Source organism: Nocardia sp. NPDC055050 (genome assembly GCF_053608345.1).
Window position 1 is genome coordinate 18,126 of record NZ_JBSGVG010000047.1, and the last position, 21,530, is coordinate 39,655.

The 21,530-nt window shown below is 66.9% G+C and carries 23 protein-coding genes; 15 read left to right on the forward strand and 8 right to left on the reverse strand.

Annotation, left to right across the window (positions count from 1 at the left end; genetic code table 11):
• Window positions 1-136: 136 nt before the first annotated feature.
• The 11 genes from infA to ACWGCN_RS31610 all read left to right on the forward strand — a co-directional run bounded on the left by infA (window position 137) and on the right by ACWGCN_RS31610 (window position 8,404).
• Window positions 137-358 carry a translation initiation factor IF-1 gene (infA, locus tag ACWGCN_RS31560; RefSeq protein ID WP_003418601.1) on the forward strand — a complete coding sequence of 74 codons (222 nt, stop codon included), beginning with the start codon at window positions 137-139 and terminating at the stop codon, window positions 356-358.
• Between the two features lie 145 nt (window positions 359-503).
• Window positions 504-617, forward strand: coding sequence for a 50S ribosomal protein L36 (gene rpmJ, locus ACWGCN_RS31565; protein WP_056818299.1), 114 nt, complete (start codon window positions 504-506; stop codon window positions 615-617).
• Window positions 618-797: 180 nt separating this feature from the next.
• Window positions 798-1,169, forward strand: a complete 372-nt coding sequence (rpsM, locus tag ACWGCN_RS31570; RefSeq protein ID WP_067448181.1) for a 30S ribosomal protein S13 — start codon at window positions 798-800, stop codon at window positions 1,167-1,169.
• A 9-nt stretch (window positions 1,170-1,178) separates the two neighbouring features.
• Window positions 1,179-1,592: a 30S ribosomal protein S11 gene (gene rpsK, locus ACWGCN_RS31575; RefSeq protein ID WP_019045110.1), complete on the forward strand. Its 414-nt coding sequence runs from the start codon at window positions 1,179-1,181 to the stop codon at window positions 1,590-1,592.
• 24 nt (window positions 1,593-1,616) lie between these two features.
• Entirely contained in the window at window positions 1,617-2,222 is a 606-nt protein-coding gene (gene rpsD, locus ACWGCN_RS31580) for a 30S ribosomal protein S4 (protein WP_301904992.1), read from the forward strand.
• 91 nt (window positions 2,223-2,313) lie between these two features.
• Window positions 2,314-3,372: a DNA-directed RNA polymerase subunit alpha gene (locus ACWGCN_RS31585; RefSeq protein WP_056818293.1), complete on the forward strand. Its 1,059-nt coding sequence runs from the start codon at window positions 2,314-2,316 to the stop codon at window positions 3,370-3,372.
• 21 nt (window positions 3,373-3,393) lie between these two features.
• Complete coding sequence (gene rplQ, locus ACWGCN_RS31590; protein ID WP_378661942.1) at window positions 3,394-3,906, forward strand: 50S ribosomal protein L17; 513 nt, start codon at window positions 3,394-3,396, stop codon at window positions 3,904-3,906.
• A gap of 91 nt (window positions 3,907-3,997) precedes the next feature.
• Entirely contained in the window at window positions 3,998-4,810 is an 813-nt protein-coding gene (truA, locus tag ACWGCN_RS31595) for a tRNA pseudouridine(38-40) synthase TruA (protein ID WP_452458445.1), read from the forward strand.
• Window positions 4,811-5,114: 304 nt separating this feature from the next.
• Window positions 5,115-6,092: an AraC-like ligand-binding domain-containing protein gene (locus tag ACWGCN_RS31600; RefSeq protein ID WP_387448995.1), complete on the forward strand. Its 978-nt coding sequence runs from the start codon at window positions 5,115-5,117 to the stop codon at window positions 6,090-6,092.
• A gap of 246 nt (window positions 6,093-6,338) precedes the next feature.
• Complete coding sequence (locus ACWGCN_RS31605) at window positions 6,339-7,289, forward strand: AraC-like ligand-binding domain-containing protein (protein WP_387448998.1); 951 nt, start codon at window positions 6,339-6,341, stop codon at window positions 7,287-7,289.
• Between the two features lie 167 nt (window positions 7,290-7,456).
• A complete protein-coding gene (locus tag ACWGCN_RS31610; protein WP_452458431.1) occupies window positions 7,457-8,404 on the forward strand; it encodes a nitrilase-related carbon-nitrogen hydrolase in 948 nt (315 codons plus the stop codon).
• A gap of 38 nt (window positions 8,405-8,442) precedes the next feature.
• Here the strand turns inward: ACWGCN_RS31610 and ACWGCN_RS31615 are convergent, their stop codons facing one another.
• Complete coding sequence (locus tag ACWGCN_RS31615; protein ID WP_452458432.1) at window positions 8,443-9,819, reverse strand: ATP-binding protein; 1,377 nt, start codon at window positions 9,817-9,819, stop codon at window positions 8,443-8,445.
• Window positions 9,820-10,100: 281 nt separating this feature from the next.
• Between ACWGCN_RS31615 and ACWGCN_RS31620 the strand changes: the two genes are divergently transcribed.
• The gene (locus tag ACWGCN_RS31620) at window positions 10,101-11,066 is read left to right on the forward strand and encodes a helix-turn-helix domain-containing protein (protein ID WP_449969580.1); all 966 of its coding nucleotides are present in this window, start codon (window positions 10,101-10,103) and stop codon (window positions 11,064-11,066) included.
• Window positions 11,067-11,188: 122 nt separating this feature from the next.
• Here ACWGCN_RS31620 and ACWGCN_RS31625 read toward each other — a convergent pair whose 3' ends face one another.
• Together ACWGCN_RS31625 and ACWGCN_RS31630 are read right to left on the reverse strand one after the other, a co-directional pair.
• A complete protein-coding gene (locus ACWGCN_RS31625; protein WP_452458433.1) occupies window positions 11,189-11,485 on the reverse strand; it encodes a hypothetical protein in 297 nt (98 codons plus the stop codon).
• Window positions 11,486-11,590: 105 nt separating this feature from the next.
• A complete protein-coding gene (locus tag ACWGCN_RS31630) occupies window positions 11,591-11,926 on the reverse strand; it encodes a metal-sensitive transcriptional regulator (RefSeq protein ID WP_378993608.1) in 336 nt (111 codons plus the stop codon).
• Between the two features lie 133 nt (window positions 11,927-12,059).
• Here ACWGCN_RS31630 and ACWGCN_RS31635 point away from each other — a divergent pair, with 133 nt between their 5' ends.
• The gene (locus ACWGCN_RS31635) at window positions 12,060-12,866 is read left to right on the forward strand and encodes an S-methyl-5'-thioadenosine phosphorylase (RefSeq protein WP_378993607.1); all 807 of its coding nucleotides are present in this window, start codon (window positions 12,060-12,062) and stop codon (window positions 12,864-12,866) included.
• Here ACWGCN_RS31635 and ACWGCN_RS31640 read toward each other — a convergent pair whose 3' ends face one another.
• Window positions 12,867-13,898 carry a GAF domain-containing protein gene (locus tag ACWGCN_RS31640; RefSeq protein WP_452458434.1) on the reverse strand — a complete coding sequence of 344 codons (1,032 nt, stop codon included), beginning with the start codon at window positions 13,896-13,898 and terminating at the stop codon, window positions 12,867-12,869.
• Window positions 13,899-13,953: 55 nt separating this feature from the next.
• Here ACWGCN_RS31640 and ACWGCN_RS31645 point away from each other — a divergent pair, with 55 nt between their 5' ends.
• Entirely contained in the window at window positions 13,954-14,514 is a 561-nt protein-coding gene (locus tag ACWGCN_RS31645) for an NADPH-dependent FMN reductase (RefSeq protein WP_452458435.1), read from the forward strand.
• A gap of 48 nt (window positions 14,515-14,562) precedes the next feature.
• On the opposite strand, the gene eccE is transcribed toward ACWGCN_RS31645, so the two are convergent.
• Window positions 14,563-16,206: a type VII secretion protein EccE gene (eccE, locus tag ACWGCN_RS31650; RefSeq protein WP_378993604.1), complete on the reverse strand. Its 1,644-nt coding sequence runs from the start codon at window positions 16,204-16,206 to the stop codon at window positions 14,563-14,565.
• A 113-nt stretch (window positions 16,207-16,319) separates the two neighbouring features.
• Here eccE and eccB point away from each other — a divergent pair, with 113 nt between their 5' ends.
• On the forward strand, window positions 16,320-17,798 hold the full coding sequence (eccB, locus tag ACWGCN_RS31655; RefSeq protein ID WP_452458436.1) for a type VII secretion protein EccB: 1,479 nt from the start codon (window positions 16,320-16,322) through the stop codon (window positions 17,796-17,798).
• On the opposite strand, the gene ACWGCN_RS31660 is transcribed toward eccB, so the two are convergent.
• The 3 genes from ACWGCN_RS31660 to eccD form a co-directional block, all read right to left on the reverse strand.
• Window positions 17,795-18,562, reverse strand: a complete 768-nt coding sequence (locus ACWGCN_RS31660) for a potassium channel family protein (protein ID WP_378993602.1) — start codon at window positions 18,560-18,562, stop codon at window positions 17,795-17,797. The genes eccB and ACWGCN_RS31660 overlap by 4 nt on opposite strands.
• A gap of 62 nt (window positions 18,563-18,624) precedes the next feature.
• Window positions 18,625-20,043, reverse strand: coding sequence for a type VII secretion-associated serine protease mycosin (gene mycP, locus ACWGCN_RS31665; RefSeq protein WP_378993601.1), 1,419 nt, complete (start codon window positions 20,041-20,043; stop codon window positions 18,625-18,627).
• Window positions 20,040-21,506, reverse strand: a complete 1,467-nt coding sequence (eccD, locus tag ACWGCN_RS31670; RefSeq protein ID WP_378993600.1) for a type VII secretion integral membrane protein EccD — start codon at window positions 21,504-21,506, stop codon at window positions 20,040-20,042. Before eccD ends, mycP begins: the two co-directional genes overlap by 4 nt.
• Window positions 21,507-21,530: the final 24 nt, after the last annotated feature.

The window sequence follows — 21,530 nt, forward strand, 5'->3', positions numbered from 1 at the left end:
GCCCGGCCCGGTAAGCTTGAGCGGCGGTGCACCTATGCGCCGACTGTTCGCATGCATGTCGACGGGCTCTTGGTTGACGCTACACACGCGGACGGCCATCAAACTCAGGTTGAGCGTAACCGGGATCGCGGAGGATATGGCGAAGAAAGACGGGGCCATCGAGGTCGAGGGTCGAGTTGTCGAGCCGCTGCCCAATGCGATGTTCCGGATCGAGCTCGAGAACGGTCACAAGGTTCTCGCGCACATCAGCGGAAAGATGCGGCAGCACTACATTCGTATCCTTCCGGAAGACCGCGTGGTCGTCGAGCTGTCGCCGTACGACCTCTCACGCGGCCGGATTGTCTACCGCTACAAGTGATGCCTGACGGCGTCGCGAGCCTCACCGGCGCGCGGCGTCGCACAGTGTCCCGGCAACGGGACGCACACCAGACTTCCCCGGTCCTCTGGCTGGGGAAAAACTGTGTTCACACCACCTGTGTGGACCAATACAAGATTGGACTGACGTGAAGGTTAATCCGAGCGTCAAGAAGATCTGCGAGAAGTGCAAGGTGATCCGCCGTCATGGTCGGGTCATGGTGATCTGCGACAACCTGCGCCACAAGCAGCGTCAGGGCTGATTCAGCCTCACCACCGGGCACCGATCGTCTGATCGGACTGACCGAAAGAAGCACTCCCAGTTCCAGCACGCACGCACTTGTGCGCGCCATCCACCGGCACGGAGGCCGGTGCCCCCACCTTTGTGAAGACGGGGGGACGGACGGGGAGCAGACCTCCGCAACCATTAAGGAACCTGCCACATGGCACGTCTGATGGGCGTTGATCTCCCGCGCGAAAAGCGCATGGAGATCGCGCTGACCTACATTTTCGGAATCGGGCGCACCCGCGCCACCCAGATCCTGGCCGAGACGGGCGTCAGCCCCGACCTGCGCTCCAAGGACCTGAACGACGACGACCTGGCGAAGCTCCGCGAGTACATCGAGGCTTCGGACTACAAGGTCGAAGGTGACCTGCGCCGCGAGGTTCAGGCCGATATTCGTCGCAAGATCGAGATCGGCTGCTACCAGGGCATCCGCCACCGTCGTGGCCTGCCCGTTCGTGGTCAGCGCACCAAGACCAACGCGCGTACGCGCAAGGGTCCGAAGAAGACCGTCGCCGGCAAGAAGAAGTAGGGATAGCGTATGCCTCCGAAGAGCCGGGCCGCTGGCCCGAAGAAGACTCAGAAGTCGCGTCGCCGGGATAAGAAGAACATCCCGCACGGCCACGCGCACATCAAGAGCACGTTCAACAACACCATCGTCTCGATCACCGACCCCGAGGGCAATGTCATCTCGTGGGCGTCGTCGGGTCACGTCGGTTTCAAGGGTTCGCGTAAGAGCACCCCGTTCGCCGCGCAGCTCGCTGCCGAGAACGCTGCCCGCAAGGCGCAGGAGAACGGCGTCAAGAAGGTCGACGTGTTCGTGAAGGGCCCGGGTTCGGGCCGCGAGACCGCGATCCGTTCGCTGCAGGCCGCCGGCCTGGAGGTCGGCTCGATCTCCGATGTCACTCCTCAGCCGCACAACGGCTGCCGTCCGCCCAAGCGGCGTCGCGTCTAATAGCGGGAAAGGAAAAAGCTCAAAATGGCACGTTATACAGGCCCCATCACCCGCAAGTCGCGTCGTCTGCGCGTCGACCTCGTCGGAGGCGACCAGGCGTTCGAGCGTCGTCCTTACCCGCCCGGCCAGCACGGCCGCGCGCGGATCAAGGAATCCGAGTACCTCATGCAGCTGCAGGAGAAGCAGAAGGCTCGCTTCTCGTACGGCGTCATGGAGAAGCAGTTCCGTCGTTACTACGAAGAGGCCAACCGCCTCAAGGGTAAGACCGGCGACAACCTGCTCCGTCTGCTCGAGTCGCGTCTGGACAACGTCGTGTACCGCGCCGGTCTGGCCCGTACCCGTCGTCAGGCCCGTCAGCTGGTCAGCCACGGTCACTTCATCGTCAACGGTGTCAAGGTGAACGTCCCCAGCTACCAGGTCTCCCAGTACGACATCATCGATGTCAAGGAGAAGTCGCTCCCGACGCTGCCGTTCCAGGTGGCTCGCGAGACCGTCGGCGACCGTCCGGTTCCCGGTTGGCTGCAGGTCGTCCCCGGCCGCCTGCGCATCCTGGTGCACCAGCTGCCCGAGCGCGCGCAGATCGATGTGCCGCTGCAGGAACAGCTCATCGTCGAGTACTACTCGAAGTAATCGCTTAACGGTGGGGGTCGCTACGCGGCGACCCCCGCAATCACTGACGAGGCATCAAATAGCGGATGCCCTGAACAGGAAGTAGATCCTCATGCTGATTTCCCAGCGTCCGACACTGACCGAAGAGGTTGTGGCGGAGAACCGCTCGAAGTTCACCATCGAACCCCTCGAGCCGGGCTTCGGTTACACCCTCGGCAACTCGCTGCGTCGTACCCTGCTGTCCTCCATCCCGGGGGCCGCGGTCACGAGCATCCGCATCGACGGCGTCCTGCACGAGTTCACCACCGTCCCCGGCGTGAAGGAAGATGTCACCGACATCATCCTGAACCTCAAGGGCCTGGTCGTGTCCTCCGAAGAGGACGAGCCGGTCACCATGTACGTGCGTAAGCAGGGCCCGGGCACCGTCACCGCCGGTGACATCGTTCCGCCTGCCGGCGTCATCGTGCACAACCCGGACATGCACATCGCCACCCTGAACGACAAGGGCAAGCTCGAGATCGAGCTCGTCGTCGAGCGGGGCCGCGGTTACGTGCCCGCCGTGCAGAACAAGGCGACCGGCGCGGAAATCGGCCGGATCCCGGTGGATTCGATCTACTCCCCGGTGCTCAAGGTGACCTACAAGGTCGAGGCCACCCGTGTCGAGCAGCGCACCGACTTCGACCGTCTCATCCTCGACGTGGAGACCAAGAACTCCATCACGGCTCGGGACGCGCTGGCTTCGGCCGGTAAGACCCTGGTCGAGCTCTTCGGCCTGGCCCGTGAGCTCAACGTCGAAGCCGAGGGCATCGAGATCGGCCCCAGCCCGGCCGAGGCAGATCACATCGCCTCGTTCGGTCTGCCGATCGAGGACCTGGACCTCACCGTCCGGTCCTACAACTGCCTCAAGCGCGAGGGTGTGCACACGGTGGGCGAGCTCGTTGCCCGCACCGAGTCGGACCTGCTCGACATCCGCAACTTCGGCCAGAAGTCCATCGACGAGGTGAAGGTCAAGCTGCACACGCTGGGCCTCTCGCTCAAGGACAGCCCGGCGTCGTTCGACCCGTCCTCCGTGGTGGGTTACGACGCGAGCACCGGAACGTGGAGCGACAGCGGCACGTTCAGTGATACCGACGGCGGCGAGCAGGACTACGCCGAAACCGAACAGCTTTAATACGCCCAGGAGAAACCCACAATGCCCAAGCCCAAGAAGGGCCGCCGGTTCGGCGGCTCGGCGTCGCACCAGAAGGCGATCTTCGCCAACCTGGCCACGGCGCTTTTCGAGCACGGTCGGATCACGACCACCGAGGCCAAGGCCAAGGCGGTGCGTCCCTACGCCGAGAAGATCATCACCAAGGCGAAGGGCGGCAGCCTTGCCGACCGTCGTGAGGTCATGAAGGACATCCGCAACAAGGACGTCGTGCACGTCCTGTTCGCGGACATCGGCCCCTCGTTCGAGGGTCGCGAGGGTGGCTACACCCGTATCACCAAGGCGCTGCCGCGCAAGGGTGACAACGCGCCGATGGCCATCATCGAACTCGTCCGCGAGAAGACCGTGACCAACGAGGCCGATCGGGCCCGTCGCGTCGCCGCTTCGCAGAAGACCGAAGAGGCCCCGGCCGCTGAGGTCGAGGAGACCGTCGCCGACGAGACCGTGGCTGACGCCCCGGCCGCCGACGAGGCCACCGAGGACAAGAAGGACGCCTGATTCTCAGGAGTTCTGCCGAGCCCGTCACCCTTCGTGGGTGGCGGGCTCGGTTCTTTTCCGCGTGCGAATTCAGGAGGATGGCATGACTCGGGTGCGGCTCGGGATCAGTTATGACGGCACCGATTTCACCGGCTGGGCACGTCAGCCGGGGTTGCGCACCGTGCAGGGCGTGCTGGAGGAGTCGCTGTCGAAGGTGTTGCGTGAGCCGCTGCAGCTGACGGTCGCCGGCCGCACGGACGCGGGTGTGCACGCCGAGGGACAGGTCGCGCACTTCGACACCGAGTCCGAGTTCGACGCCGACAAGTTGCTGTACCGGATGGCCAAGTTCCTGCCCAAGGACGTGCGGATCACCGAAATCCGTACCGCTGTGCCCGAGTTCGACGCCCGCTTCTCCGCGATGCGCCGCCACTACGCCTACCGGCTCACCACCGCCCCCTACGGCGCCCAGCCGTTGCAGGCGCGCGGGGTGGTGCCGTGCAAGCCCGGCGTAGAACTCGAGGCCATGCGCGCCGCTTCACGAAACCTGTTGGGCCTGCACAACTTCGCCGCCTTCTGCCGACGTCGCGAGGGCGCGACCACCATCCGCGAACTTCAGCGCTTCGACTGGGAACGTGACGGCGACCTGCTCACCGCCTACGTGAGCGCCGATGCCTTCTGCTGGTCGATGGTCCGCAGCCTCGTCGGCGCCGTCCTCGCGGTCGGCGAGGGCCGCCGCGACCCCGAATGGACTACGTCCCTGCTCGCCGAGACGGCACGTTCCAGCTCGGTGACGGTAGCTCCCGCCCACGGTTTGAGCCTCATCGCCGTCGACTATCCTGCCGACGCCGACCTCGCCGCGCGTAATGCCCAAACCCGGGAATCCAGAACTGTGCCGGTGCCAGAGGGCGGTTGCTGCGGCGATTAATAGCGGTATCCGTTCACCGAATTCTGTGACACCTGAACTGTCGAGTGGCGATCCGATATTTGTTCGAGACTTTCCCTAGTCGAAGAAAGTAAGGAAATTTTCTTGTCTCGGCCGCCGAGTTGTGGTGGCGGCGCTCACGTTATCGGTGTGGTAATCGGGGGCGATGCTAGATTTCCCAGACGATGGATACTTCCTCGGTCACCGCATTCGACGAGTGGCAGCGATCATGGCGGAGACACGAATGGCGTCAGCTGAATTCGGGGCGAGCGTGCGCCCTGTCGCGGTGGAATAGCGACGTCGGGCGATGACGTCGTTCGAAGGATTTCCCGAGATCTGCTCGACCGCGGAGATCGCGCCGCCGGACGCTTTCGCGCACTGGGAACAGCTGGTCGCCGGCGCGATCACCGAGGTGTCGATCGCGCCCACTGTGTCACGCGCGTTCGAGGGGCGGATCAGGTCGGCCGATTTCGGGGACATCTCTGTAGGCACCGTGGTGGCCGAGGGTCACGAATTGCGCCGCACGCGCAGGCATATCGCCAGGGCCGACGATTTCCACGTCATCGGTAGCGTGGTGCTCGCCGGCCACGCCCAGGTGGAGCACGCGGGCAACCGCGTCGAGCTGGCACCGGGCGCGATGATCTTCTACGACACCGAACAGCCGATTCGGTGGCGCTCGGAGGGCCTGATCGAGGATCTCACGGTCCGGGTGCCCCGGCAGCAGGTCGTCGACTACCTGGGTATCCGTGCTGATCTGCTGCCTGCCGGGATGGTGATCGGGGAAGGGGGCGTCGGGTTGATGCTCGCCAGATTCTTCCGCCAGGTCGCCCAGCTGCACAGCACCGATCCGGCGTCGGCGGCGGTGCTCGCGGGCAGCGGTATCGACCTCCTCGGTGCGGCGGCCACCATCGCGGCGGGCGAGCGACCCGGCCGGGCGCAGATCGCGGCGGTGAACGGGCAGCAGGTGCTGGACTATCTGCGCGCCCATTTCACCGACCCCGAACTGACGATCGAACGGATCGCGGACGGCTGCCGGGTGTCGCGGCGCACGCTCTATCGGGTGGTCGCGGAATTCGAGGGCGGGCTCGGGGCGGTCCTGCGCGGAATGCGGTTGGAGCGGGCGCGGGTGTTGCTCGTGGCGAGCGACTTCCGTTCGATCGCCGCGGTGGCGACCGCATCGGGATTCGCCACCGAGCGGCAGTTCTATCGTGCGTTCCACGCGGCGACGGGTATGACGCCGGGTGAGTACCGAGTAGTAGCTCGTTCCGGCGCCGATATCGGCTGACGATTGCCGTCAAGCCGGGTTAGGTGATGTGCCTCACATGGATGTTTCATATTGAAAGACCCGGGTCGGTTATCCGCTGGAATCGGCAGTGCTAGACGCATTTCCGATGTCGGCAAACCATCCCATTCGGAAACAGCTGATGGAAATTGGACGGTTGATCTGGCAGGCTCGGCCACGGGCGAGCCCGACGATTGTGCGACGCCAACTGTTTGCTGTTCGACTCGGATAGGAAGCGAGGTGGTTGGCATGGAGATCGCGCAGACGCGCGCCGGAGCACGCGAATCGTTTGCCGAATGGGAGTCGCTGCTGTCGGAGAGTTACGTCCCGCTGATGGCGGATCCGAGCGGTGACGGCACCTTCCACGGCCGCATCGAGCGCAGCAGTCACCCCGGCTTCGATCTGTCGACGGTCCGCGCGAGCGGCCAGCGCATCCGCCGCACCCCGCGCGGAATCGCGAAGACCGACGGTGAATTCCTCCTGGTCTCCATCCTGACCGAAGGTTCCGGACTGCTGCACCAAGACGATCGAGTCGCCTTGGTCCGCCCCGGCGACATGGTCTTCTACGACACCTCGCGCCCATACCACTGGGACCTGGAGGGTCCGTGGGCGCAAGTCGTGGTCCAGACGCCACTCGAGGTCCTGCGTCAGCAGCTCGGCCCGGGTGGATCCCCGTTGCCGACCGCGGTGACGGTCACCGCCGACAGCGCGGGTGGGGCGGTCGCCGGCTTCTTTCGCGATCTGGCCCGTATCCAGCAGAGCGCTCCCGGCCATGCGACTGTCCTGGCCGACAACGGGGTCAAACTGCTCGCCTCCGCGGTCCGGCTGGCCTCGGGGGAGATCCCGTCGGGTCAGCCCGCGCAGGCGCTGTCCCGCGAGCAGGTGCTGTCCTTCATGCGGACCCGGTGCGCCGACCCTGGCCTGACCATCGACGACATCGCCCGTGCCTGTCTGGTGTCGCGTCGAACGCTGTACCGGCTCTTCGGTGATGTGGAAGACGGACTCAGCGCCGTGCTGCGGCGTATGCGGGTGGAATGCGCGCGCACCCTGCTCACCCGCGACCCCGGCAGGGCGACCGCGACGGTCGCGCTCGCGTCCGGCTTCGCCTCCGAGCGACACTTCTTCCGGGCCTTCCGGCTGGAGACGGGGATGACTCCCGGCGAATTCCGCATGCTCGCGTCGAGCGCGCTGTCTATCTGATACCGCCGTTCTCACGCGATATTCGGTAGACATTCGGCGAAACTCATCGCAATCGGCGGATTGGCACAGACCGTCAGTCGGCTGGCACGGGATGACAGTTTGTGTGGCGCCATTCTGCGAGAGAGTGAATTGAACACTCTTCACTGGTTGAGCGACAAGGGGGCACGATGAGTCGGGTACGCGTGGCAGCGGTGCAAGCCGAGCCGAAGTGGTTGAATCTGTCTGCCGGAGTCGAACAGACAATCGAATACATCGCGTCGGCCGAACGCGGCGGCGCGCAAGTGATTGCTTTTCCGGAGACATTCCTGCCCGGATTCCCGTGGTGGATGTGGCTCAATTCGGTCGATTGGGGCGAGGAATTCCTGGCCAGGTATCTGGCCAACGCGCTGACCGCCGACGGCCCCGAACTGCGCGCCATCGCCTACGCCGCCCGGCGCACGGGCGTGCACGTCTCGATCGGCTTCGCCGAGCGGGCCGGACACGAGGTCTTCATGTCCCAGGCGCTGATCGATGCCGACGGCACCATCGCCGTCGCTCGCAAGGCGGAACCGACCGGGCTCGAGCGCACTGTCTTCAATGCCGCGCCCGGTGGGGGACCGCTGGTTCGTGACACCGTGCACGGCCGGATCGGCGTACTCGGCGGCGCCGATCATCTCCGTGCCGACCTGCGTGGACAGATGCACGATCAGCGCGAGCAGCTCCACATCGCCGCGTGGTCGGGCTTCACCGTGTACTACGGGGAGGGCAAGGAATGGGGGCCCGATCTCAATACCGCCGCCAGTGTTCGCTACGCGATGGACGGATCGACCCATGTCATCGCGCCCGTCGCGGTCGTGCCGGTGGCAGGCTGGGAGGTCGTCGACGCGCGGATGCCGGAGCGGCGCCTGCTGCGTGGCGGTGGCGGGGTCTCGCGGATCTTCGGGCCCGGCGGACTCGAACTCGCCGCACCGCTGGCCGAAGGTGACGAGGGACTGCTCTACGCCGATCTAGATCTTGGCCGCACCGTGCGCCCGGCCGCCGCGGCCGCGCCCCGCGGTGAGCGCCTGCCGCTCCGGGGACCGAGCGGTCGGATCGTGCGGCGTGAGCCGGTGCGCGTCGGCCTCACGGGGGCCTGAGACGACGGCCGCGAACCACAGTGCGACGAAGCCGGAGGTCATCGCAGCGGCACCGAGACATCGGCGCCCGCTTCACGGGTCAGCCGGGCGTTCACCTTGGCCAGTGCGGGCGTCGGGACGAATCCGCCCGCCAGCAACGCCTCACCCTGCCGGAACCAGGGCGCCTGGGCGAGCAGGCCGCTCGGCGCGTAGCCGAAGTAGGTGCCGAGTTCCTCCAGGTCGGAGGGGGAGGTCATCTTCATCAAGGCGAGGTTGTCGCACTGAGAGATGATGCCGGGGTGCACCTTTGACGGCCGCTGTGTCGACAGCAGCAACCACAGGCCGAATTTGCGCCCCTCGGCGGCGATCTGGATCAACCGCTCGCGCACCGCGACGGCCACCGGCGATTCGAGTCGGGGTGAGGCGAGGTTGTGCGCTTCGTCGATCACCAGCAGAACCGGGCGGCGTTCCTCGCGTTTGGCCCACAGATCGTCGAGCAGCGACAAGGCGACGACGAGTTGCTGTGCGGGCGTGGAGAATCCGCCGAGATCCAGGACTGTCACATCGGGGCGATCGGCGACGATCTCGGTGACCGCCTGGTCGGCTCCCGCCCAGACCTCCCAGTCGAGCAGCCCCAGATTCTCCACGCGCATCGCGAGCCGGCGGCGAGCCGTGTTCTCGACAGCGCGCAGGTTGTCCAGGACATCGTGGACTTCGCCGGACATCGCCGACGCCAGATGGATCAGTTCGTTGAACTCCTCCCTGTCGGCCACCGGATCCAGCTGCAGCACAGCGGCCTTCGAGGTCAAGGGCATGTCGATGAACTTCGCCCGCAGGCGGCCGGGTGGTTCGGATTTCGGTCGCAGGACGCGGATGTCGCGCTCGCGCAGGGCCTGCGCGGTGGGGCCGGTGGCGCCGGGGATCACCTCGCCGATGCGGACGAAATCGGAATTCGGGTCGAAGATGACGATCGGCAGCGCGGTGTGCGCGATCAACTGCTCGAGGACGACGCCGAGAGCATAGGTTTTGCCGGAACCGCTCTGTCCACACCAGAACGTGTGCCGGTTGAAGCGGGTGGGGAGCAGCCGGGCGGGGCCGCCGGGCGCCGACAGGCTCACGCCGACCTCGAGCTCGGCGCCGGTGATGTGGTGGAGCGCGGTGACGGTGTCGCGATCGGCGGGGCCGATCTCCCCGCCGTCGAACGCGTGACTGGCTCTGGTGTCGATCCCGTCATCGGTGAGTTCGCCGATCAACCTGCCCCGCAACCCGACGGGCACGGTCGCCGTGCGCTCCTCGACCAGCCCGAGCTGCCTGCGCCCCGCGCAACTGACCACGATCAGGGATCCGGCGGGGAAGGGGCTGGCCGCGGCGTTCTCGACGACGAACGAGCGGCCGTCCTCGGAGCGCACGGACAGGACGGCGGATTCGGCAGACATGGACGTGTCCTCCCGGTGGCGCGTCGACGAGCATCCTGCTGGCAACCACCAGTAAACACGGCCCGGTCACGTCTTCCGGTACACCGCGCGCACGTGTGTCGGGTGATGTCCGCGGCCCTCGTACCGGAGCGTGCTGAAAGAGGCTTGCGCAGAGAGGTTTTACCTGGTCAAGACTGAATGTAAGTACATTTGCAATTGCATTCGATGCGTGGAGCGGGGGTATTCTTCTGGACGATGCCGCACTGACGGCAGTACCCGATTCTCGTTTCCGGAGGTCGCCTGTGGCGAACGAAACGACGACGCTGGAGTTCTCGGCGCTGACACCGCGCAGTGCGGAGTTCGAGCAGTGGGAGGCGTTGATGACGAAGACGTATTTCCCACTCGCGCTCGATCCCACATTGGACGCGCCCACGTTCGGCAGGCTCACCAGCAGTGCCTTGCCCGGTGTCGCCGACTTCTCGCTGACCGCGCTCGCGGGTGGGAATCAGGAATTCCGGCGCACCAAGACGCATGTGGCGTGTGCCGACGAGGAATACCTGCTTGTCAGCATTCAGGTCGCCGGTCATGCCCGGCTCACCCAAGACGGCCGCTCGGTGCTACTGAAGCCGGGCGAGATGACGTTCCTCGACACCGCGCGGCCCTCGCTCTGGCACGACAGCGTGTCCTACGAGCAGGTGCTCGTGCGAGTGCCCACGCGACTGCTCCGCCTGCAGCCGGGTCTCGCCGAGGTCCGCATACCGACCGCCACCGCGATTGCTCCGGACAGCCCGGCGGGTGTGGTGGCCACCTACTTTCGTGAGCTCGCCCGGGTCCGCGCGCAATCGCCCGCACAGGCCGACATCCTGGCCAGGAGTGCGCTCGACCTCCTCGGCTCGGCGGTGCTGCTCGCCGCGGGGAGCGAACCTGTCGAGGCTCCTGCCGACGCGCTCAGTCGCGAACACGTCATGGTCTACCTCCGAAAGCGGTGCACCGACCCGGAATTGACCGTCGACGAGGTGGCCGCGGCCTGTCACATCTCGCGCCGCACGCTGTTCCGAATCTTCGACGGTACTGGCGACAGCCTCAGCACCACCCTGCGCAGATTGCGGATCATGCATGCGCGGAAGCTGCTGGCCCGCACGAGAAGCCATCCGCCCGCAGCGGTCGCTTACGCCTCGGGATTCGCCTCCGAACGGCACTTCTATCGGGTGTTCCAGCAGGAGACCGGGATGACGCCCGGCGAATATCGGCAGTCACACATCGGCTGATCAACGTGGCACTGATTGTCAGAGGCTTGGCGCGGGAGGACTGCCGGCACGATCGTTCTCGCAGCACACTGGATTTCGTTGGACCAGTGCGGTACGAGGAGCGATCACGATGCCGATTCGGATCAGGGCGGCAGCGGTGCAGGCCGAGCCCGCGTGGCTGCATCTGCCCGCAGGCGCAGGCGATCGGCTTCATCGAGGATGCCGGGGCCGGTGGAGCACAGCTCGTCGTGGTGGCGATGGCTGAAGTCGGTCGACCGGGGGTCCGAGTTCCAGTGACGCCACTGGAACGTGAAGTCTTCGCCGACGGTGTGGCGCCGTCGGCGGTTTACCACACCGAACTGGGCCGGGTCGGCGTCCTGGGGGGAGCCGACCATGTGTGCCCGGACCGGCGCGTGGACCTGTGGCGGGAGCAGGTCCACGTCGCCGCGTTCTTCGGATTCACCGTGTATCACCAGGTCGGCGACGACATCGTGGTCGCTGTGAACAGTACGGCTCGCGGGCTCACTGGTGATTTCGTGAGGCGGTCAGGACCTGACCAACCGGGCGATGGCGTCGGTGGCCTCTTTGATCTTGGCTTCGGCCTCGGGTCCACCGGCGATCGCCGCGTCGACGACGCAGTGTGAGATGTGATCCTCGAGCAGCCCCATCGCGACGGCCTGTAGTGCCTTGGTCATGGCGGAGACCTGGGTGAGGATGTCGATGCAGTACTTTTCCTCTTCGACCATCCGCTGGAGGCCGCGCGACTGACCTTCGATGCGGCGCAGTCGCTTGAGGTAGTCGTCCTTGGCGGTGATGTAGCCGTGGCCTGCGTGGCCCGCGTGCTCGTCGCCGGTCGCGGTGTCGGGGGTGGGTGTTGTCACCGTGGTCTCCTCGCCTGCCTGGTAGCTCGCGTGGCGAACTAATACCCCCCTAGGGTACAGTTTCGCGGTCGAAATGTCAGATGACAGGTCCCCGGTGCTGCGCGGGGTCGGCCCGGGCGGAAGAATCGGCGCTATGAGTTCGCTTCCCCGGCCCGCACTCGCCGTTATCGGCGGCAGCGGTTTCTATGACTTCTTCGACCACGACGCGGTGCACGTCGAGGTCGACACACCGTATGGCGCGCCGAGTGCGCCGGTCGCGATCGGGGAGGTCGAGGGCCGCGCCGTCGCCTTCCTGCCCCGGCACGGCAAGCAGCACGAGTTCGCGCCGCACACCCTGCCCTACCAGGCGAACATGTGGGCGCTGCGTTCGCTCGGGGTGCGCCGGGTGTTCGCGCCGTGCGCGGTCGGCAGCCTGCGCGCCGATTGGGGTCCCGGCACCGTGGCGGTGCCGGATCAGCTCGTCGATCGGACCTCGGGTCGCCCGCAGACCTACTTCGACGGCGGCGGTGTCCACGTCTCCTTCGCCGATCCCTACTGCGATGATCTGCGCGCCGCCGCGGTGAAGTCCGCCGGTGACCTTCGGGTCGAGGATTCCGGCACGATGGTCGTCGTTCAGGGCCCGCGCTTCTCGACCCGCGCCGAGAGCCGCTGGTTCGCCGGGCAGGGCTGGGACCTGGTCAACATGACCGGTCATCCCGAGGCCGTTCTCGCTCGCGAACTCGAAATGTGCTACGCGGCAGTCGCTCTCGTCACCGACTTGGATGCCGGTCTGGAAGAGGGCGACGGTGTGCACGCCGTCGATGTGTTCGCCGAATTCAAGAAGAACCTCGGACCTTTCAAAGAGCTCATGCGACGTGCGGTCACCGCGGTCGACGACACCGGCACCTGCGAACGCTGCCGCGTGCACGCCGGGGTGTCGCTGCCCTTCGAACTGCCCTGATCACCCCGGCTGCGCGGTGACCTGCACCTGAGCGAGCAGGAAAGCAGGCGCCGCGCCGCCGCCGGGCAGCGGTGATACCTCGACGTCGACGGTGAGCCAGCCACCCGCCTCGGCGGCCAGCCGCAACCCGCTCAACCCGGCGCGCGTGGCACCTGCCAGCACCTCGGCCCGCAGGGCGGCGATTCTGGGCCGGTCCTCGGGATGCGGGACGGTTCGCTCGTCGACTCCGCGCCATGTCAGCCCCGGCACCGGCTCGGTGACCCAGCGCACGGCGCGCACCTGGGCGGTGTCGACGATGACCAGGTACAGGCCCGGCTGGGACTCGCGCAGCAATTCCAGCGTCGCGGCCTCGAACGACTTGTGTTGCGGGGCGACACTGTCGGTGACATCGACGGACACGCCGCGCCACGCGAACCGCTGCTCGGCGTCGCCGTTGCGCGCGGCCACCAGCAGCGAACGCGGGCCGATCGCCGAATGCACGGTGGCAACGCCCGACCAGCGACTCCGAGGTTGCGAATGGTGCAGCGCGGCAACGAATTCCAGCGCGCGATCGAAACGCTCGACCCGCTCGAACGACTCGGCACCGCTGTATTCGACCGGGGCGGAACCGAAGTGAGATCCGAGCCCGGCAGGATGCATACGTACCACGCGGGCGTAGGCGTCGACCTGGAACGGGGCGACGCGAAGCTCGTCCGCCGGGACCTCCGGCCCCACCCACACCTTCACCGCATGCACGGACGTGTCCGGCCACAACACCGGCACGGCCCGAAAGTGCAACTCCGACCAGGGATTGCGCGACTTGGGCAACACCTCCTCCACCGGCGCCCCGGTCTCGTGCGCGGCCGCGATCAACGGCTGCAAACGGGCCGGAACAGCCCGCTGATACGAGGCCCACTCGCGCGGCGCGGTACCCGCGGTCAACATCGACCAATCCCGCGACGTCCCCAACGTCTCCACCAACTGCCAACGTCCGATAATCACGCGTGCGACCCCCTGCGCCCCATGAACGAAACCGACCGCCCTATCGTGCACGAGCCGGTCAGCGGCTCCGGTACCGGGGCATTTCGGGGTCGATAAGCTCGGCGGCATGAATGCACCGCTGCGGTTGGAGATCATCGTCGCCAGCACCCGGCCCGAACGATTCGCGCCCGTGGTGGCGGGCTGGCTGGTCACCGCGCTGGGGGAGCGGCCGGAATTCGAGGTGGGGGTGCTCGATCTGCGGGATCTGGCGTTGCCGGTGGACCTCACCGAGACGCCGGAGGTCGAGGCGTTTCGGGCCAGGTTGGCCGGTGCAGATGCGTTCGTCGCCGTCACCTCCGAGTACAACCACGGGTATCCGGCTTCGCTGAAGACCGCGCTCGACAGCGCCAAGCACGAGTGGCGGGCCAAGCCGATCGGGTTCGTGTCCTACGGCGGGTTGTCGGGTGGGTTGCGCGCGGTCGAGCAGTTGCGTCAGGTGGTCGCGGAACTGCACATGGTCTCGGTGCGCGAATCGGTGAGTTTCGCCCAGGCCAAACGCCGCTTCGACAAGACCGGCATGACCGACGACGACGCCGCGATCGATGCTTGCGATCGCATGTTGAACCAATTGGTTTGGTGGGGAACGACTTTGCGGGCAGCCCGCACGGTGGAACCCTATCCGGGCTGAGCCGGCGGTGGCATCGCCCGCGTGGTGACGCGAGCTACGGCGAACCGATCAGGCCGACGCCATCGCGCGCTGACCACGCGGCTGGCCGATGTAGGTCGACTCGCGCGGAATCGACACCAGCGTGAGGTTCACCCTGGTCGTTCCCGTACGCAGCACCACGCGGTTGCCGATCGCTCCCGGCTGGAAGATCTCCAGGTCGGGGCGAGAAGCGGGCCAGCCGTTCGGATCACCGGTGAGGTAGATCGTGGTGACACCGGCGTGCGGGGCGGGCGCGAGCACACCGTCCACCACCGTCGCGGTGAAACCCGCGTCGGACTGGTGTGTTTCGACGGCGATGGTCAGCCGCTCCGGATTGCCGACGGTGGTCACCAACTGCTCCCAGGCCTGCGCCCGGTCGGTGCGCACCAGCACCCGCTCGCCCACAGCGAGCGCGCGGAACACCAACTGCTGGGCCAGATACAGCTCACCGGCGACGTACACGGTGGAGATACCGGCGCCGACGATCCTGGTGGCGACGCCGTTGCCCTCGTCGTCGGAGCCCAGCAACTGCCCGCAACCCGACGACGGAAGGTGCAGCGCGCCGATGACGTCGATCGGGTACTCGATGGTCGGAATCGTGTCGTCGACACCGGGCACCGCGATCGGCAGGTGCGCCAGCAGTGCGTCGCGATGGCGTCCGCTCATCGACACCATGCCCTTGGACTTGGTCTTCTCGGGCAGCTCGCGCGCGGTCAATCGCCATGCGGCGCCGACACTCACGGATTCGGCGTCGCTACCGGGACGCAACCGCACAGCGACCGTCGTACCCCGCGACGGCGCGACCCACAGCTGGGCGAGCAGATCCGAACCCAGCTGCTTGGGATCCACCGCACTGCCGATGTTTACCGCGTTGCCGATCTCGGCGTACTTCCACCGCTGACTCAGCGTGCGCGGATCGAGACCCGCGGTGATCTGCTGTACGGCCTTGCGGATCTCGGGGGCGGTGAGGATGCGCGCGTTGCAGTCGGCGTCTTCGAGCGTGCGCATGATCCGCTGGGTGGCGATGGTGACCGAGCGGGAAGCGCCGTCGGTGCCCCCACCACGACGAGCCGTCGCATCCGGGCAGGCCACCGCGTCGAAGCTGATCGCGAGCCACACTGTGCGGTGCGCGGTCGCGGGCAGCGGGCCGAGCAGCGATTCGTAGATCGCGCCCGCGGGCGTGCCGGACCGGCTGCGGTGGCCGTGGCTGATGATGTCGATCCCGCTGAGCAGGATGTCGTGCTGGTTGAGGCACGCGGCCAGTTCGGGCAGCGGCAACAGGTGTGAGGCGTGCACGGCGGTGCGCGCGATACGGGTCAGCCCGCCGCGCGGCGGCAGTACCTCGACGACGGTGACCACGCGGCTGCCGTCCCAGTACAGGCCGAGCGAGCGCCCGTCGGTGTCACGGAAGTCGACGGTGTCGCCGAGTGTGTAGTCGCGCTTGGCGGAATACCGGCGGATGGTCGAGATCCAATCGAGGATCGTGCGCTTGCCGATCGGGATCAGCGGCACCAGCGCCACCACGACGGCGATGGCGAGCGACATCAGCGCATCGATGCGGCAGATCAGCGCGACAACCCCCGCGATCAGGCCGAGGACCTGCGCAATGAGTAGGTGCGGCAGCGAAATCCGACCGAACAGCGGGCGCGGTCCCGCCCCGGTGAACTCAGCCATTCGTTCCTCCCCCAGGTACCCATTTGTCGATCGGCCGATGGCCGAATGCGAACAACTGCTGCCGGGAACTGTACTGTGTTGCCCGGACGAGAGCACTGTTCGGGGGAGGAACCATGCCTTCAAAACCCACAACGCGCTGGCAGGTCAGCGGATACCGCTTCCTGGTGCGGCGAATGGAGCACGCCCTGGTGCGCCGGGATGTGCGCATGCTGCACGACCCGATGCGCGCGCAGACCCGTGCCTACGTGGTCGGACTGGTGCTCGGCATCGTGGTCCTCGCAGGTTGTGGCGTGCTCGCGCTGTTGCGCCCGCAGGACAAGATCGGCGACAGCAAGATCCTGATCGCGAAGGAATCCGGCGGCGTCTACGTGGTCGTCGACAATGTGGTGCATCCCGCGCTGAACCTGGCCTCGGCCCGGTTGGCGGCCGGTGAGGCGTCCAAGGCGGCGATCGTCAAGGAGTCCGAGCTCGGGAAGAAGCCCCGCGGTCAGCTGATCGGTATTCCGGGCGCCCCGTCGTCGATCCTCTACGACAAGGGCGGCAAGGGCCGCACCTGGACGGTGTGCGATCAGCTCAAGTCCGACGGCACAGCGGATCTGACCACGTCGGTGCTGGCCGGCGACCCGAATCTCGGCGCCAAGGCATCGAAGGTGGACACGGGCAAGGCCATGCTCGTGAAGGGCAAGGACGCCGTCTACCTGGTCTACGACGGCAAGCGTGCCCGCGTGAAGATGGACGATCCGGCCGTCACCCACGCGCTCGGGATCACCGGCGTGACTCCGCGTCCGATCAGCGAGGGCCTGCTCAACGCGATTCCCGAAGTGCTGCCGCTGATCACGCCGGTCATCGACAATCCCGGTGGCACACCGACTTACAACGTGAGCGGCCACAAGATCGGCGACGTGGTCCAGGTGTTCAACGAGCCCAACCAGAACTACGTGGTGCTCCAGAACGGACTGCAGGAGATTTCGGCGCTGACCGCCCAGATCATCCGCAACTTCTATCCGACCATGATGAACGGCACGACAATTCAGTCGACCGACCGCACCTACGCGACCATCGTCCAGACGCTGAAGGTGCAGGACTACCCGCGCGACCGGCCGACGCTGATCACCGCCAAGGACCAGCCGGTCAGCTGCATGTCGTGGAAGCCGATCGCGGGCGCCACCGACAACACCGACGCGACCGCACGCGCCGAGCTGACCTTGCTGACCGGCATCGATCTGCCGATCCCGGACAAGGCGAAGATGGTCGACCTCGCGCAGGCCGACGGCGCGGGCCCGAACGCGGACACCGTCTTCATTCCGCCGGCGTCCGGCGCCTACGTGCAGTCCACCGGCATCGAACCGAACAGCCGCCGCAAGGACAGCCTGTTCTACATCGCCGATACCGGCGTCCGCTTCGGCGTCAAGAACGCCGACGCGGTCAAGGCGCTCGGCCTGGAGGAAGTCAAGGCCGAACCGGCGCCGTGGCCGATCATCGGACTGCTCGCGGGTGGGCCGACGATGGGTCGGGAAGAGGCGATGGTCGCGCACGACGGTGTCGCGCCGGATCCGTCGCCCGCCAAAAAGCCTGTCGCCACGGTGAACTAGCCGGACGGGGTCGCCGACTTCGCGGAATCGGAGCGAAGTTCGGCGACCTCGGTCCGTAGGGCTCTGACCTCGTCGACCAGTTCGCGGAGCATGCTCTCGGCGCGGTCGGCGGCGTCGTCGACGGTCTTGAGTTGTTCGACGACCCAGCTGGTCATGGTGCCGATCGCGAAGGAGATCAGGCCGATGCCCAGCGTCATCAGCACCAGCGAGACCAGTCGGCCCTCGGTGGTCACCGGGTAGACGTCGCCGTAGCCGACCGTGGTCACCGAGACCGCCGACCACCACAGTGCGTCGCCGAAGGTCTCGATCTTGGAGTCGGGTGCGCCGTATTCGGCGTCGAAGAAGGCCAGACTCGACAGCAACAGGATCAGCAGGGAACTGGTGGCCACGAAGGTCACCAGGCGGGTGCGCGGGTGCGTCGCGCGGTTGAGAGCGTCGAGCAGCAGCAGCGAAGCACGGAGCAGCCGCAGCGGGCGAAACGGCGGTACGAGCACGACCAGCAGGTCGAGAGGATGCTTGCGGAGGAAGCGCAACCGGTCGCCCGAGAGCCGCAATCTGACCACGAAATCGACGAAGAACACCGCCCAGATCGCGATATCGGCCAGCACGAGACCGGTATCGAGGCGCGGTGACACATCGGTGTCGAGCACCCGCCACGCGTACATGACGACGAACACCACCGCGAGCGCCATCAACGGCAGATTGGTCGCGCGCTCCCACCGCTGCCTGCGGGTGAGTGGACGGTCGGTTGTTGACGAATTCATGCGGCTACCTGGGTCGACGGGCTCTGGCCCGCCGACCGTACCCTGCTCTTTGGTCGAGCAGGTCAGAGATCGTCGGCCGACATCCCGAATTTGCGCCGGATCGGGAACGACGCCAGGACGCCGAGGACCAGGATCAGACCGATGGCGCCGGAACCGATCAGCGCCACGTTGCGCGCGGTGTTGTCCGCGGGCGGCGGCGGTGCGGGCACCGCGAGCTGCAGGCTGCGCGCCGGGCTGGCCTGCTTCGGCGGAAGTTCCCTCGGCACTTCGTTGGTCAGCGCCGCGACGGGATCCACTGCGCCGTAACCGATGTACGGATTCCAGCCCTCTGCCGGTGCGTGGGCCGTGGCCTGCAACCGCTGGATGACCTGCTTGGCGGTCAGGTCCGGGAACCTGTCGCGCACCAGCGCGGCGACGCCTGCGACGTACGGCGAAGCGAAACTTGTTCCGCTGTAGGCCATGTACTTGCCCTGGTTGTCGTACTTGCCGTCGGAGATGCCGGCGGTCCTGGCATCGAGGGACGTAATGCCTTCTCCCGGTGCGGCAATGCCGACCCACGGACCGGGCACGGTGAACGACGACGGTGCGCCGTTGGCGCCGATGGAGCCGACCGAGAGCACATATTCGTCGTACCAGGCGGGATTCACATAGGTGCGGATCGTGCTCCACAGATCCTGTGCGGGCTTGAGCGGGTCCGGCCCGGGATTGCCCGACTTGCAGGCGTTGTCGGAGTTACCCGCCGAGCTGACGATCACCACGTCCTTCTCCAGCGCCGCGTACCGCACGGCCGCGCCGAGCGCGCCGAACGCCGCTTCATTGGCCGGGGAACCGCTGTTGCAGGCGACGAGCGAGATGTTGATCACGCGGGCGCCGAAGTCGGCCGCCCGCCGGATCGCGCTCGCGAGTGAGGAGACCTTGCCGTAGCCCTCGGGGAAATCGTCGGGCCCCTTGTTCCGGCCCGCGCCCTCGGACTGATAGAGGGAGCTGGTCTGGCGAATGCTGAGGATGCGGGCCTCGGGCGCGACACCGGAGAAACCCTGGTTGTCGATCTTGGTCGCGCCGATGATCCCGGCGACAACGGTGCCGTGCACGTCGCAGTCCTCGGTCCCGTTGCCGCCCGCGGCCACGTAGTCACCGCCCGCCCACAGATCGGGCAGGCGGGGATGGGGTTCCACGCCGGTGTCGATCACCGCGACGAGTTGTCCTGCGCCACGCGAGAATTCCCACGCCCGCTCCAGATCGAGGGAACGCTGGCTGGGAGGAATCACCGCCGTCGCGGTACTCGCCTGGGTGCGGAAGCACAGTCCGTTGGTACCGCTGCCGCGCTCGGTCTTGTCCGGCGGCGCAGCGGGATCTCCCGCGGGCAGCAGTCCGGGATCGATGGCCGGCGGCCGGTCCGCGTGCGCTGTGCCGTAGAGACCGAATCCGGCGTTCAGACCGACGACCAGAGCAACGGCCGTCAGTCGAAAGCCGAGCCTCACAGCCCGCGAACCAGCGAGTAGAGATCGGCGACCCAGAACACCAGCGGCAGCACCGCGGCGACGAACGCGTACTCGAGCAGTTCGACGGCCCGGCGCATCGGCGGCGTCGCGGACTGGTTCGGCACGATCAGGCCCATCACCAGCGCCGAGATCAGAATCACCAGCGCGGCACCGAAAACGACCAGCGGCTGGCGCATTTCGAGCGCGACGCCGACCAGCATGATCAGCACGATCGACGAGCCACCCGCGATCAGCACGATGGCCTGTTCGGCGCCCGCGTAGGTGCGGCTGCGGAACATCAGTACCACCGCGCACACCAGCGCGAGCGAGATGCCGGGCCAGTAGGGATCTTCGGAGCCCGCGTCGGTCGCCAGCAGCGCGCCGGCGACGGTGACCAGCGTGGTCGCGCTGACCAGGCCGGCGAGGTAGTTACGGGCCCGTTCCGACCGCGCCCGCAGGGCGTCGAGAGTCGGCAGGGCGCGGTGGTCGTCCGGATCGTCCTCGGTCGGATCGATCGGGGTGCCGGGGGAGGGGACCGGCGGCAACGGCAATTTGGCCAGCAGCATCGAAACACGCGGCGCGAGTGAGAGTCCGGCCAGACCGAGCGCGGCGACGACCGCGCCGATCGCCTTGACCGGCTGATCGGCGAGCAGCCCCACCAGGGCCGCGGGCACGCCGAACACCGAGACGGTCGCCGCGCCGATGAACAGCGCGAGGCCGATACCGGTGACGCGCCAGGCGAGTACCGCGATGGAACCGAGCAGCGCGAATCCGAGCAGCAGATGCGCCGCCCCGTAGTGATCGGGCACCAGCAGCATGCCGCCGGTGAACGCGGTCGGCAGCGCGCAGCCGGCGAGCACGAGCGCGGCCGAGGCGTCGCGGTACATGCGGCTCAGCACCGTGCCCGCCACCACGCAGAGGATCGCGACGAACAATGCGAGCGACCCGGAAACCCAGAACGGCAACGCATCCGGCGCGGCCAGCAGGCCGAAGCAGCCGACCAGCATGGTGAGCGCGGCGAGCACCGAACCGGTGACCCGGGCGGTCTTCGGCGTCCAGCTGCGGTAGTGCTCGGCGTCGGCGACCGCGACGTTGTACATGATGTCGTCGAACAGGGGCGTCGGCGCCGCGTGCGAGGCGCTCTCCAGCATCAGCAGTTCGCCGTCGCGTACGCCTTGTTCGCCGAGGCTCAGCGAGTTCGAGAACGGGGGGTGGCCGATGCGGGCGAGCACCCATTCGGCGGGTTCGTAGCGTTCGCCGTCGTTGTCGAAATCATTCGAGCGGCTGTGCTGCGCGACCATGTCGACCACGCTGGGGATGACGAGGGCGACCGGCACATCCACCGGAATAGCCATGTCTACCTGCGTGTGCTTGGCCAGGATGGTTACTCGGGCAAGGTCCGGCGCGCGCACGATGCCGCGCGCGGAGTCCTCTTCCACATGATCGAGTCGCGCGTGCGTCAAAACTCCCCCAGTTCCGTCTCTACC

What these genes read in the sequence shown, in the direction of transcription:
- infA (WP_003418601.1), top strand. Translation starts at nt 137, where the DNA reads ATGGCGAAGAAAGACGGGGCCATCGAGGTCGAGGGTCGAGTTGTCGAG.
- rpsM (WP_067448181.1), top strand. Translation starts at nt 798, where the DNA reads ATGGCACGTCTGATGGGCGTTGATCTCCCGCGCGAAAAGCGCATGGAG.
- rpsK (WP_019045110.1), top strand. Translation starts at nt 1,179, where the DNA reads ATGCCTCCGAAGAGCCGGGCCGCTGGCCCGAAGAAGACTCAGAAGTCG.
- rpsD (WP_301904992.1), top strand. Translation starts at nt 1,617, where the DNA reads ATGGCACGTTATACAGGCCCCATCACCCGCAAGTCGCGTCGTCTGCGC.
- ACWGCN_RS31585 (WP_056818293.1), top strand. Translation starts at nt 2,314, where the DNA reads ATGCTGATTTCCCAGCGTCCGACACTGACCGAAGAGGTTGTGGCGGAG.
- rplQ (WP_378661942.1), top strand. Translation starts at nt 3,394, where the DNA reads ATGCCCAAGCCCAAGAAGGGCCGCCGGTTCGGCGGCTCGGCGTCGCAC.
- ACWGCN_RS31600 (WP_387448995.1), top strand. Translation starts at nt 5,115, where the DNA reads ATGACGTCGTTCGAAGGATTTCCCGAGATCTGCTCGACCGCGGAGATC.
- ACWGCN_RS31605 (WP_387448998.1), top strand. Translation starts at nt 6,339, where the DNA reads ATGGAGATCGCGCAGACGCGCGCCGGAGCACGCGAATCGTTTGCCGAA.
- ACWGCN_RS31610 (WP_452458431.1), top strand. Translation starts at nt 7,457, where the DNA reads ATGAGTCGGGTACGCGTGGCAGCGGTGCAAGCCGAGCCGAAGTGGTTG.
- ACWGCN_RS31615 (WP_452458432.1), bottom strand. Translation starts at nt 9,819, where the DNA reads ATGTCTGCCGAATCCGCCGTCCTGTCCGTGCGCTCCGAGGACGGCCGC.
- ACWGCN_RS31635 (WP_378993607.1), top strand. Translation starts at nt 12,060, where the DNA reads ATGAGTTCGCTTCCCCGGCCCGCACTCGCCGTTATCGGCGGCAGCGGT.
- ACWGCN_RS31645 (WP_452458435.1), top strand. Translation starts at nt 13,954, where the DNA reads ATGAATGCACCGCTGCGGTTGGAGATCATCGTCGCCAGCACCCGGCCC.
- eccE (WP_378993604.1), bottom strand. Translation starts at nt 16,206, where the DNA reads ATGGCTGAGTTCACCGGGGCGGGACCGCGCCCGCTGTTCGGTCGGATT.
- eccB (WP_452458436.1), top strand. Translation starts at nt 16,320, where the DNA reads ATGCCTTCAAAACCCACAACGCGCTGGCAGGTCAGCGGATACCGCTTC.
- ACWGCN_RS31660 (WP_378993602.1), bottom strand. Translation starts at nt 18,562, where the DNA reads ATGAATTCGTCAACAACCGACCGTCCACTCACCCGCAGGCAGCGGTGG.